The organism is Massilia sp. S19_KUP03_FR1 (assembly GCF_036688685.1).
In the GTDB taxonomy this organism is placed as follows: Bacteria; Pseudomonadota; Gammaproteobacteria; order Burkholderiales; family Burkholderiaceae_D; genus JALYUM01.
The window spans coordinates 99,726-111,933 of record NZ_JAQQPS010000006.1; the positions used below are offsets into that span (position 1 = coordinate 99,726).

Annotated in this window: 8 protein-coding genes; 5 read left to right on the forward strand and 3 right to left on the reverse strand. The window is 63.1% G+C overall.

The window, feature by feature from the left end; all coding sequences use genetic code 11:
* Positions 1-243: 243 nt before the first annotated feature.
* On the reverse strand, positions 244-1,014 hold the full coding sequence (locus V6M87_RS08350) for a class I SAM-dependent methyltransferase (RefSeq protein WP_332876150.1): 771 nt from the start codon (positions 1,012-1,014) through the stop codon (positions 244-246).
* 172 nt (positions 1,015-1,186) lie between these two features.
* Positions 1,187-2,317: an HD-GYP domain-containing protein gene (locus tag V6M87_RS08355; protein WP_332876151.1), complete on the reverse strand. Its 1,131-nt coding sequence runs from the start codon at positions 2,315-2,317 to the stop codon at positions 1,187-1,189.
* A 159-nt stretch (positions 2,318-2,476) separates the two neighbouring features.
* Between V6M87_RS08355 and V6M87_RS08360 the strand changes: the two genes are divergently transcribed.
* The 5 genes from V6M87_RS08360 to V6M87_RS08380 all read left to right on the forward strand — a co-directional run bounded on the left by V6M87_RS08360 (position 2,477) and on the right by V6M87_RS08380 (position 10,675).
* The gene (locus V6M87_RS08360) at positions 2,477-4,864 is read left to right on the forward strand and encodes a M1 family metallopeptidase (protein ID WP_332876152.1); all 2,388 of its coding nucleotides are present in this window, start codon (positions 2,477-2,479) and stop codon (positions 4,862-4,864) included.
* Between the two features lie 204 nt (positions 4,865-5,068).
* Positions 5,069-7,414 (forward strand): M1 family metallopeptidase, encoded by a 2,346-nt coding sequence (locus tag V6M87_RS08365; protein WP_332876153.1) that lies wholly within the window; start codon positions 5,069-5,071, stop codon positions 7,412-7,414.
* A complete protein-coding gene (locus tag V6M87_RS08370) occupies positions 7,411-7,893 on the forward strand; it encodes a DUF6702 family protein (RefSeq protein WP_332876154.1) in 483 nt (160 codons plus the stop codon). The genes V6M87_RS08365 and V6M87_RS08370 overlap by 4 nt, the downstream gene beginning before the upstream one ends.
* A gap of 2 nt (positions 7,894-7,895) precedes the next feature.
* Positions 7,896-9,932: a TonB-dependent receptor gene (locus tag V6M87_RS08375; protein ID WP_332876155.1), complete on the forward strand. Its 2,037-nt coding sequence runs from the start codon at positions 7,896-7,898 to the stop codon at positions 9,930-9,932.
* Between the two features lie 8 nt (positions 9,933-9,940).
* A complete protein-coding gene (locus tag V6M87_RS08380) occupies positions 9,941-10,675 on the forward strand; it encodes a 2OG-Fe dioxygenase family protein (protein WP_332876156.1) in 735 nt (244 codons plus the stop codon).
* Positions 10,676-10,960: 285 nt separating this feature from the next.
* On the opposite strand, the gene V6M87_RS08385 is transcribed toward V6M87_RS08380, so the two are convergent.
* A complete protein-coding gene (locus tag V6M87_RS08385) occupies positions 10,961-12,199 on the reverse strand; it encodes a DUF1501 domain-containing protein (RefSeq protein WP_332876157.1) in 1,239 nt (412 codons plus the stop codon).
* Positions 12,200-12,208: the final 9 nt, after the last annotated feature.

Here is a 12,208-nt window from a genome sequence, read left to right on the forward strand (position 1 = left end):
CCTGAAACAGACGATCAGCGAAGTCAAACCAGGGTCAGGTCTGGCATTCGTACACGAGCCCTGCAATTACGATCACACCGCAGGTTTTACGCTTCGTCCGGGATGACGAAGTTCGCCCTAAGGTTGAGTTCGTGTCGGAATGGCAGACCTGACCCCGGTTTAGGCATTCAGCGGCGGGAGGTGCGATGCCACTTCAGCCTTCGGGCCGCTACGCATCGATAGCAACGGCAAGAAAATCTGCGCTCAGGGCTTGCGAAACACGATTGCATGCTGGATCGGCAGCGATTCGATGCTGCGTTCCCACTTCAGGCCATGCGCCGTGGCTTCACGCCGTACCTGCTGCTCGCTCATCTTGTGCAGCGGCTTGATGGCGACTGCCGGATCCTCGGCCCGATATTCGACGAAGACGACGCGCCCGCCCGGCTTCAGGGCGCCGACGATGCTGTCGAGGACTTCCGCGGGATAGGCAAGCTCGTGATAGACATCGACCATGATTGCCAGGTCGACGCTGGCCGGCGGCAGTTTGACGGTGGTTTCGCTGCCCAGCACCGAGACCACGTTGCGCACGCCGCGCTTTGCCATCTGGCTGTCGAGCATGCTGATCATTTCCGGCTGCACGTCGACTGCATACACACGTCCGCCGGGCCCGACCTGTTGCGCCAGCTGCCAGGTGTAGTAGCCGGTGCCGGCGCCGATGTCGGCCACCGTCATGCCGGGCGCCAGCGCCAGTTCCCGCAGAAGCAATTCCGGCCGCTCCTCGCGTGCGCGGCTTTCGCGCTCGAGCCATTGCGCGCCCTGCCACCCCATCACGCCGGCAATCTCCCGACCCATGTAGCGCTTGCCGATGCCATCCGGGCTGGGTACGCTGCGTTCATAGCGCGTAGCCGCCGCCGCTGCCTGTGCCATGGCATCGATACTGGCGGATGACAGCAGCGTCAGAGCCGACAGGCAGGCCAGCAGGATGGGTAGCGTACGGTGGGGATGGCAGGTGCGGCAATTGCTCAAGCGGTGCATGATTGGTTTCCGGAAGAAGTCGCTGCCTGCAATGGCGCCTGCAGGCTTGCCGTGAATGGAAACGGTCAGTGTAGCGGCGTTGGCTGTTCGACGTGCGTTGGCGTGCCTATCATGCGCGCTATTGACAAGGGCGCTGCGGGCGCAGCGGGCGGCGTCGGTTCCAGGGCGCGCGTCAGCGCACCAGCTGCCTGCGCTCCCCGAACGGCAAGGGCTCGGGGGCCGCGATGTTTTCATAGCCCCCGGCCGCAATCGTCCGGAATTCGTTTTCCACCACCAGCAGCGCGTCGACGATGGCCGGATCGAAGTGTTCGCCACTGCCCTGACGGATCAGCTCGACCGCGGTTTCATGGGTGAAGGTCGGCTTGTAGACACGCGACGAAATGAGCGCGTCGTACACATCGGCGACCGCCATCAGGCGTGCCGACAGCGGAATCGCGGTGCCGGCCAGGCCGTCCGGATAGCCCGACCCATTCCATTTTTCCTGGTGCGAACCGGCGATTTCCTCGGCATAGCGCAAAAACCGGGTGTCGCCGCCGATGGCTTGCGCCACGCAGGCGATCGCATCGCGGCCATACACCGTGTGCTGCTTCATGACGTCGAATTCGTCGACCGTCAGGCGGCCCGGCTTGTTCAAAATGGCATCAGGCACGCGCAGCTTGCCGATATCGTGCAGCGGCACCGCCTGCGCCATCAGCGCGATGTCGATGTCACCCAGTTCAGCGCGGTAATTGCCGTGAAAGCGCAGCTCGCGCGCCAGCGCAGTGAAGTAGCGCTGGGTACGGCGCACGTGGCGCGCCGTGTCGCCGTCACTCGCTTCGGCCAGGCAGGCGATGGCCATGATGGCCGCATCACGCACTTCAACCACTTGCTTGGTGCGTTCGGCAACAAGGCGGTTCACCCGGCCCGATTCATCTTTGGAAGCGTTGCGTAAACGCCTCAATTCTATGTGCGTGGCTGCGCGCGCGAGCAACAATTCGGGCAAAACCGGTTTGCGCAGCACATCGGCCGCGCCCTCTTCCAGCGCGCGGCGCCCGCCAAACGTTTCGGCCGAGCTGCTCAGCATGAGCACCGGGATATCGACCGTCATGAAACTGTTACGCATTTCCTGCAACACGGCATAGCCATCCATGTCCGGCAAGGACTCGTCGAGCAGCACCAGTGAAGGGCGTGGCAGCTCTTCCATCTTCTGGAATGCCCCTTCACCGCTTGCCGCCATGCGCACCGTGTAGTGGGCGCGCAGCAAGTCTTTCATGGCCATCAAGTTTTCGGACGCACTGTCCACGATCAAAATAATTGGCTTCATGTCCATACCGGAAAACGCATTCATTCATTTGCTTATGGAAACGGTGAACATGATAGCGTGCCGTGCATGTTTCAGGTTTTTTACAAAGCCAAAAAACAATTGCATATGAACAAGCATTAAAATGTTTTTTCCATTACTGCATGTTTAGACTGGGTAAAGATGACTCGTTTGATATTTCGCGCTTCCTTCGGCCTGGCCGCCCTCGGGCTGGCCGTCTCCGCGTTGGCCGCCGAACCGGCCAACACCGGTTTCGACGACAAATTCCGCCAACTGGAAGAAATGCTACCGACGCCCACCACGATCCGCACCGCCTCGGGCGCGCCGGGCGCCGCCTACTGGCAGCAACGAGCCGACTACAGCATCCGCGCCACGCTCGACGAGAGCCGCCGCACGCTGAGCGGGTCTGAAACCATCACCTACCATAACAATTCCCCGGACGCCCTGTCCTACCTGTGGGTGCAGCTGGATCAGAACATCTACAAGCCGAACTCGGATACGCGCCTGACGGCCACCGTGCCGTCGCGTGAAGCCTGGGCGAATGCCAAGGATGCCGACGCCGGCCTGAAATTCGACGGCTTGCGCTCGACCCTCGAAGGCCAGGCCTTCGAAGGCGGCTTCAATATCGGCGCGGTGAAAGATGGCAGCGGCCGACCGCTACGCTACGTCATCAACCGCACGATGATGCGCATCGACCTGCCGCAGCCCTTGAAAGCCGGCGCCCGCGTGGCGTTTTCGATCGAGTGGAACTACAAGATCAACGAGCAGAAGGTGCTGGGCGGCCGTGCCGGCTATGAACAGTTCGACGACAAGAACGACCTGTTCGAAATCGCCCAGTGGTTCCCGCGCATGGCGGCCTATTACGATACCTACGGCTGGCAGCACAAACAATTCCTCGGCTCCGGCGAATTCACGCTGGAGTTCGGCGACTACGACGTGCAGATCACGGTCCCGGCCGACCACATCGTCGCCTCCACCGGCGACCTGCTCAACCCGGATGCCGTCCTGAGCGCCACCCAGCGCGAACGCCTGCGCCAGGCCAAAACCGCCAAGGCGCCGGTCATCATCGTCACCCAGGCCGAGGCGGAAGCCGCCGAAAAAGTACGCAGCACTGCCTTGAAAACCTGGCACTTCCGCGCGAAAAACGTGCGCGACTTTGCCTTTGCCTCGAGCCGCAAGTTCATCTGGGACGCGCAGGGCTACAAGAAGGACAGCACCGACGTGATGGCCATGTCCTTCTACCCGAAGGAAGGCAACCCGCTGTGGGAAAAGTATTCGACCCAGGCGATCATCCACACCATCGACCAGTACAACAAGTACTCCTTCGACTACCCGTACCCGACCGCGATTTCCGTGAACGGCCCGGTGGGCGGCATGGAATACCCGATGATTTCGTTTAACGGCCCGCGCCCGGTGAAAGACAAGAAGACCGGCGCAATCACGTACTCGAAGCAGTCGAAATATGGCCTGATCAGCGTCGTGATCCACGAGGTAGGTCACAATTACTTCCCGATGATCGTCAATTCCGACGAGCGCCAATGGAGCTGGATGGACGAAGGCCTGAACAGTTTTGTCCAGTACCTGGCCGAGCAGGCGTGGGAAGAGCACTACCCGCAATCGCGCGGCGAGCCACGTTCCATCACCGGCTACATGCGTTCGAGGAACCAGGTACCGATCATGACCAACTCGGAGTCGGTGCTGCAGTTCGGTTCGAATGCCTACGCCAAGCCGACCGCCGCCCTGATCGTGCTGCGCGAAACAGTGCTGGGCCGCGAACTGTTCGACTTCGCCTTCCGCGAATACGCGCAGCGCTGGAAATTCAAGCGCCCGACCCCGGCCGACTTTTTCCGCACGATGGAAGACGCCTCCGGCACGGACCTTGACTGGTTCTGGCGCGGCTGGTTCTACACGATCGATAACGTCGACGTCAGCATCGACGGCATCACCGAGATGAACCTCAGCAGCAAGAACCCGGAAGTCGAGCAGGCGTGGAAAAAGGCGCAGCGCGATGCGCAGCCGATCTCGATCACCGACCAGCGCAACAAGGGCACGCTGCCGCGCCGCCTCGACGCGCATCCTGAGCTGAAAGATTTTTATAACGAGCACGACGAATTCACGGTCACCAACAAGGACCGCAACAAGTACAACGAGTCGATCAGCGAACTGGAAGACTGGCAGAAAGCGCTTCTGGCGCAGGGAAAACACCTGTACCTGGTCGATTTATCCAACGTCGGCGGGCTGGTAACGCCGCTGGTGCTGGAGATCACGCTGGCCAGCGGCAAAAAAACCATCGAGCGCATCCCGGCCGAAGTGTGGCGCTATTCGTCGAAGAAGATCACCAAACTGATCGTCACCGACGAGCCGATGACGGGCCTGACGCAAGACCCGTACTGGGAAACCGCCGACACCGACACCAGCAACAACAGCTGGCCGCGCAAGGTCACGCCATCGCGCGTGGAACTGTTCAAGGGCCGTGCACCGGGCGGCGAGGACATGATGCGCGACTTCGGCACCAAGCTGAAACCAGCCGGCGAGAAGCCTGCTGAGTAAATACAACAAGCTAAACCGTTATTACCATTAACCTCAAGACCGTCACCCCGGCGCAGGCCGGGGCCCATACTGAACCTGCAGCACCTTACTCTCAACTCAGCATAGGCCCCGACTTTCGTCGGGGTGACGGCTCACAGGGCTGTAGCAACCGCCGGCAGCCGCGCCATCAGCGCCGCTGCCGGTTCTCATTTTGATCGACACCGCATGAAACTGACCACCCTCGCCGCCCTCTGCCTCGTCGCCGCCAGCGCCAACGCCGCCACCATCGCCGACGACAAGTTCCGCCAGCTCGAAGAATTGCTGCCCACGCCGACGACCATTCGCACCGCATCCGGCGCGCCCGGTCACGCCTACTGGCAGCAGCGCGCCGACTACAAGATGCGCGCCACGCTCGACGAAAGCGCGCGCGCCATCACCGGTTCGGGCACCGTCACGTATCACAACAATTCGCCCGACACCCTCTCATACCTTTGGGTGCAGCTGGACCAGAACATGTTCCGCGCCGACTCGGACAACCGCACCATCGCCACGCAACCCTCGCGCGACGCCTGGGCCCAGGCCAAAGGCGAAGCGGACGGCCTGAAGTTCGAGGCGCTGCGCTACATGCTCGAGACGCGCACCTTCGACGGCGGCGTCACCATCGACAGCCTCACATCAGGCGGGCGTCCGTTAAGACACATGATCAACCGCACCATGATGCGGATCGATCTCGATCGGCCTTTGAAGCCGGGCGCCACGTTTTCGTTCGACGTTTCGTGGCGCTTCAAGGTGCCGGAAACGACGGTGCTGGGCCGCCGCATGGGCTTCGAGCGTTTCAAGGACGGCAACGACATCTTCGAAATCGCCCAGTGGTTCCCGCGCATGGCGGCCTATTACGATACCTACGGCTGGCAAAACAAGCAGTACCTGGGCAGCGGCGAATTCACGCTCGAATTCGGCGACTACGACGTCGCGCTGACGGTCCCGGCCGACCACATCGTGGCCGCGACGGGCGAGTTGCAGAACGCCGGCGCGGTGCTGACCAGCACGCAGCTCGAGCGCCTCGCGCGGGCAAAGACGGCGACGGCACCGGTCGTCATCGTCACGCAACAAGAAGCGGAGGCTGCCGAAAAAGGTCGCAGCAGCGCCACCAGGACCTGGCATTTCAAGGCGAAGAACGTGCGCGACTTTGCCTTCGCCTCGAGCCGCAAATTCATCTGGGACGCCCAGGGCTACAAGAAGGACAGCACCGACACGGTGGCGATGTCCTACTACCCCAAGGAAGCCAATCCGCTGTGGGGTCAGTACTCGACCCAGGCGGTGGTGCACACCATCGACCAGTACAACAAGTATTCGCTCGACTACCCGTATCCGGTGGCCATCTCCGTCAACGGCCCGGTGGGCGGCATGGAATACCCGATGCTGTCGTTTAACGGCCGCCGTCCGACCAAGGACGAAAAGAGCGGCGCGCTGACGTATTCGAAGGCCACCAAATATGGTCTGATCAGCGTGATCATCCACGAAGTCGGCCACAACTATTTTCCGATGATCGTCAACTCGGACGAGCGCCAGTGGACCTGGATGGATGAAGGCCTGAACAGCTTTTTGCAGTACCTGGCCGAACAGGCATGGGAAGAGCACTACCCGTCCAATCGCGGCGACCCGAAGAACATCACGGCCTACATGCGCTCAAGCGACCAGCAGCCGATCATGACGAATGGCGAATCGGTCACCCAGGTTGGCCCCAACGCCTACGGCAAGCCGGCCACGGCGCTGAACGTGCTGCGCGAAACGGTCCTCGGGCGCGAGCTGTTCGACTTCGCCTTCCGCGAATACGCGCAGCGCTGGAAGTTCAAGCGCCCGACCCCGGCCGACCTGTTCCGCACGATGGAAGACGCCTCCGGCACCGACCTCGACTGGTTCTGGCGCGGCTGGTTCTACACGACCGACGCGGTCGACATCAGCATCGACGGCATCACGGAAATGCACATCGGCGCGAAAGATCCGGACCTCGACCAGGCGTGGAAAAAAGCCCAGCGCGATGCGGAACCGGTGTCGATCACCGACCAGCGCAACCAGGGCACGCTGGCGCGCCGCGTCGACGCGCACCCCGAGCTGAAGGATTTTTATAACCAAAACGACGACTTCACGGTGACCAACAAGGCGCGCAACAAGGCGGCGGATGAGGTCGCGGACCTGGAAGACTGGCAGAAAGCGCTGCTGAAACAGGGCAAGCACCTGTACCTGGTCGATATCTCGAACAAGGGCGGGCTGGTGTCGCCGCTGATCCTGGAAATCCAGCTGGCCAGCGGCAAGAAGCAGATTGAACGCATCCCGGCCGAAATCTGGCGCCACGATGCGCGTAAAGTGACGAAACTGCTGGTGCTCGACGATGCCATGACGGGCCTGCTGCAGGACCCGTTCCTGGAGACGGCCGATATCGACACCAGCAACAACGGCTGGCCGCGCAAGGTGGCGCCATCGCGGGTCGAACTGTTTAAAACGCGCACCCCGGACGACATGATGAAAGACTACGCCACGCCCATCAAAGCTGTGAAGGACGCCAAGTGAAGCTGCGTGCGCTATTGCTCGCGCTGGCACTGTGCTGCGCCGCGCCGGCGTGGGCGCACCGCTTCCACGTCGGCATCGCCGAGATCAGTTACAACGAGCGCACCGGCAGCACGGAGGTGGTCCACACCTATATGTCGCATGACGTGGAGGCGCTGCTGTCGAATCTGTACCAACGCCAGTTCGACATGGGCGACCCGGACGATCAGGCCGTGTTCCGCCAGTACGTGGAAAAGCAGTTCTGGCTCACCGGCGGCGGCAAGCGCCTGCCGTTGACGTGGGTCGGCATGACGGCGGACACGGAGAACATCACGGTATTCCAGGAGCTGCCGGCCACGCCGCTGGCGCAGGTGACGGCCATCCACCATGCCGTCATGAGCGATTTTTTAAGTGACCAGGTCAACACCGTCAACATCAAGGATGGCGCGAGCGCTCGTACGCTGACGTTCGACCGCAACCATCCAGACCAACCCATTCGTTAATCATGTTTAAGCTACACCCGCTGCACCTCGCTGTCCTCCTCGTTTGCAATGCCGCCCATGCCGACGATCCGATGATCCAGCGCGTGCTGGTCGAAGGCTCGCGCAACAGCCAGCTTGGCCTGGTCGATTCAGCCAGCGCCGGCAGCATCGACCAGAAGGCGCTGGCCGCGCGCACCGTCTACCGGCCCGGCGACGTGATCGAAGCCGTGCCGGGCCTGGTGGTCAGCCAGCACAGCGGCGAAGGCAAGGCCAACCAGTTTTATCTGCGCGGCTTTAACCTCGACCACGGCACCGACCTGGCCACCTTCGTCGACGACATGCCGGTCAACCAGCGCAGCCACGCCCACGGCCAGGGCTGGACCGACCTGAATTTCCTGATGCCGGAACTGGTGTCGAAACTCGATTACCAGAAAGGACCGTATTCGGCGCGCAGCGGCGACTTCGCCTCGGCCGGCGCGGCGCAAGTGGGCTATGTCAACCGGCTGGTGCGCGATGTGTTCTCGGTAACGGCCGGGCAGGACGGCTTTGGCCGCGTGGCACTGGCCGGTTCGCCGCAGCTCGGCACCGGCACGCTGTTATATGCGATCGAGGTCATGCACAACGACGGCCCCTTCACCAACGCGCAGGATTTCCGCAAGGCGAACGCGGTGCTGCGCTACAGCCAGGGCTATGCGAATAATGGCTGGAGCGTCACGGCGATGGGCTACCAGAGCAGCTGGAACGCCACTGACCAGATTCCCGAACGCGCGGTTGACAGCGGTGCGCTGGGCCGCTTCGATGCGGTCGATCCGACCGATGGCGGCGCCACAAAACGCTTCAGTTTATCCAGCGTCTGGCGCCGCACGGACGCCGAATCGGCATCGAAGGTGAGTGCCTATATTGTCCGCAACCAGCTGGCGCTGTACTCCAACTTCACCTACTACCTCGACGATCCGGTCAACGGCGACCAGTTCGCCCAACCCGACCGGCGCGTCACCACCGGCTTCAACGCGGGCCATACCTGGCATCGGCACCTGGGTGAACGCAGCTCCGACTGGACCGTCGGCGCCGAGGTCCAGAACGACAATATCTTCAATGGCCTGTACAGCACGCGCGCGCGCCAGACCATATCAACAACGCGCGCCGACCATATTCTCGAAACCAGTGCCAGCCTCTACCTGGAAAACCTGACGCGCTGGGCCGACTGGCTGCGCACCACCGCCGGCGTGCGCACCAACCAGTACCGCTTCGACGTGCAAAGCAGTCTGGCGGCGAACACGGGCAGCACGCGCGACCATATCACCAGCCCGTCGCTGAACATCGCGCTGGGGCCGTGGCGTGCCACCGAACTGTATGCCAACATCGGCAACGGCTTTCACAGCAACGACGCGCGCGGCACGAACACGACCATCGATCCGAAAACCGGCGACGCGACCGCGCGCGTGCCGGGCCTGGTGCGCGCGCAGGGGATGGAACTGGGCCTGCGCACCGAGATCGTGCCAAAGATGCAGACGGCCGTCTCGCTGTACCGGCTCGACTTCGATTCGGAACTGACTTTTGTCGGCGACGCCGGCACCACCGAGGCCGGGCGCCCGAGCCGGCGCACGGGCATCGAGGTTTCGAACTACTACAAGGCGGCCAGATGGCTGTCGATCGACGTCGATGCGGCGTTCTCCCGCGCGCGCTCGCGCGACCGCGACCCGGCCGGCCAGCACATTCCCGGCGCGGTGGAAGGGGTGGGCCAGCTGGCGTTCACGGTCGACAAGGTGGGCCCGTGGTCGGGCGCGCTGCGGCTGCGCTATTTCGGGCCACGCCCGCTGATCGAGGACAACGCGGTACGCTCGCATGCCAGCCTGACCTTCAACGGTCGCATCGGCTACAAATGGTCGAACGACGTGCGCATCGAACTGGAGGGTTTTAACCTGACCGACCGGCGCGATTCCGCCATCGATTATTATTACGCCTCGCGTTTGAAGGGAGAAGCGCTTGCGGTGGAAGATATTCACTTTCACCCGATCGAGCGGCGTTCGCTGCGCCTGACCCTGATGCGCAATTTTTAGGCATATCCATGACAATACCCGCACTGCCCACCACCGCGCCGGCGCAGCTGGCCGAGGCCCTGCGCGCCGACGGCTACGCAGTCGTGCGCCCGCAGGATGTGGCCCTGATGGCCGGCTGCACCCTCGACGATCTGAACGCACTGGCGCCGAGCTGGGACCGGCTCGAACTCGACCATTATCTGAAGGACGGCGGGCGCTACCGGCGCCGGCGTCACTCCTGCTTCGTACAGACCGGCGCGGCCCTGGCGCCGGCGCCACACCGGGCGCACTGGCAACCGATCGAGTACAACGCGCTGCACGGCGGCATGCGCCGCATGTTCGAGCCGGTCGAGCCGGCAATCGTCGCGCAACCGGCCTGGACGCAGTTGCTATGCGCGCTGGGCGACGTGTGTTCACAGGTGAAAGCGGCGCCAAGCTGGTTCGTCGAAGCGCACCAGTTCCGCATCGACACGGCGGACGGCATCGGCCGGCCGACGCCGGAAGGCGCGCATCGGGATGGCGTGGATTTCGTCGCCGTGCTGCTGGTGGGCCGCACCGGCATCAAGGGCGGCGAGACACGCGTGTTCGAGGCCGATGGGCCGCGCGGGCAGCGCTTTACGATGCTGGCGCCGTGGACGCTGTTGTTGCTGGACGATGCGGCGGTGATTCATGAGTCGACGCCGATTCAGCCCCTTAGCGAGGGGGGGCATCGGGATACACTGGTGCTGACCTGGCGGGCGGGGTCGTTTCAGGGTGACGATTAACATCGCGTGTGGTCATACTCAGTATGCGTCCCGACTTGCGTCGGGATGACGTTTTAACGCCGGTTGCCTAAAAACGTCACCCCGGCGAAGGCCGGGGCCCATAACCCGTCAGCACAAGCCCGACCAGAATCCCACACAAAAAAATGCCCGCTGCACCTAGAAGGTGAGCGGGCTTGAAGTCCAATTTTTTTTGAAAACTGGAGGAGACAGGTCCAATATAGACCGATTTATGGTGCAGTGCAATACGGTACAACTACGGTACATCTACGGTATTACAACAGTAGTTCAGCCCTGGATGAGCTCAAACCCCAGCGTTTTATGCGGCAGTGCGGGAAACAGCTTCACCAGCTGCTTGTCCCCCAGTCTCAGATGCTTTTCAGCAATCTGCGCCAGCACGGCCCGGAAGTCGGTCGTCACCGGCAAATCGCGCCCCTCGTTGAGCGCAGCATCGCCGACACCGGCCCATTCACCCAGCACTTTCCCGCCGCTGACGCCGCCCCCGAGCACCCACATCACGTTGCCATGTCCGTGATCGGTGCCGCCGTTGCCGTTCTCGCGCGCGGTGCGGCCGAATTCCGACATGACGACGATGGTGGTGTCCTGAAACAGGGGACCGAGTCGCTGCGCCAGCAGCGCCAGGCCCTGCGCCAGCGGCGCCAGGCGCCTGGCCAGCTGGCCGGTGGCGCCGCCCTGGCTGGCGTGGGTATCCCAGCCGCCCAGCGCGACGAACCCCAGCTGGATCCTGGCGTCGTTGCGCATCAACTGGGCCAGGCGCGCGGCGTCGTCGGGAAAGCCGTTCGGCAGCGGCGCGCCGTTGTCGGCGGCCTGCATTTCCTGCTTGTCGGCAGCGCTCATCACGTCGCGGTGGGCGGCCCTGCCATCGGCATACATTTTGGCCACCCGCGAGTCGCCGGCATACAACTGGTCGAAGGCGGCGCCGACGACCGGCTTGTCCAGCACATTCGCCTTGACGCCGGCCGCGCCGTTGGCCAGGTTCATGGCGGCGGCGGAACCCTGCAAGATGCGCGGCATGACCGGGCCGATCGACAACGCCCGGATCGTCGCCGGCGCCCCCGGTAACTGGCTCACCATGCGATTCATCCAGCCATCCGGCGTGTTCTTGCGGCCCGGCGTGGCTGACTCCATGTAGTCCTGCGCATCGAAATGGGAGCGGGTCGGATCGGGCGAACCGCTGGCGTGGATGAAGGCGAGTTTCTTTTGCTGCCAGAGCGGCGTCAAGGGCGCCAGCGCCGGATGCAGGCCGAAGTAGCCATCCAGGTCGATGGCGCCATTTTCAAGGCCGGGCAGGCCCAGGCCGATGGTCGGGCGCAGGCGCGCATAGTTGGCGTCGCCGACCGGGGCGACCACGTTCAGGCCATCGACCGCGCCGCGCAGCATCACCACGATCAGCTTGCTTTTGGTGGGACGGGCGTCGGCATTCGTTGCAGCCCAGGCGGACCGCCCCACGGGCACGACCAGCGCCGCGCTGGCGGCCAGCGCGTTGAGAAAGCTTCTGCGTTCCATCGTCATGTT

Bases quoted from the DNA above. Each gene is read 5' to 3' on its own strand.
- V6M87_RS08350 (WP_332876150.1), bottom strand. From the start codon at position 1,014: ATGCACCGCTTGAGCAATTGCCGCACCTGCCATCCCCACCGTACGCTA.
- V6M87_RS08365 (WP_332876153.1), top strand. From the start codon at position 5,069: ATGAAACTGACCACCCTCGCCGCCCTCTGCCTCGTCGCCGCCAGCGCC.
- V6M87_RS08355 (WP_332876151.1), bottom strand. From the start codon at position 2,317: ATGAAGCCAATTATTTTGATCGTGGACAGTGCGTCCGAAAACTTGATG.
- V6M87_RS08380 (WP_332876156.1), top strand. From the start codon at position 9,941: ATGACAATACCCGCACTGCCCACCACCGCGCCGGCGCAGCTGGCCGAG.
- V6M87_RS08360 (WP_332876152.1), top strand. From the start codon at position 2,477: ATGACTCGTTTGATATTTCGCGCTTCCTTCGGCCTGGCCGCCCTCGGG.
- V6M87_RS08385 (WP_332876157.1), bottom strand. From the start codon at position 12,199: ATGGAACGCAGAAGCTTTCTCAACGCGCTGGCCGCCAGCGCGGCGCTG.
- V6M87_RS08375 (WP_332876155.1), top strand. From the start codon at position 7,896: ATGTTTAAGCTACACCCGCTGCACCTCGCTGTCCTCCTCGTTTGCAAT.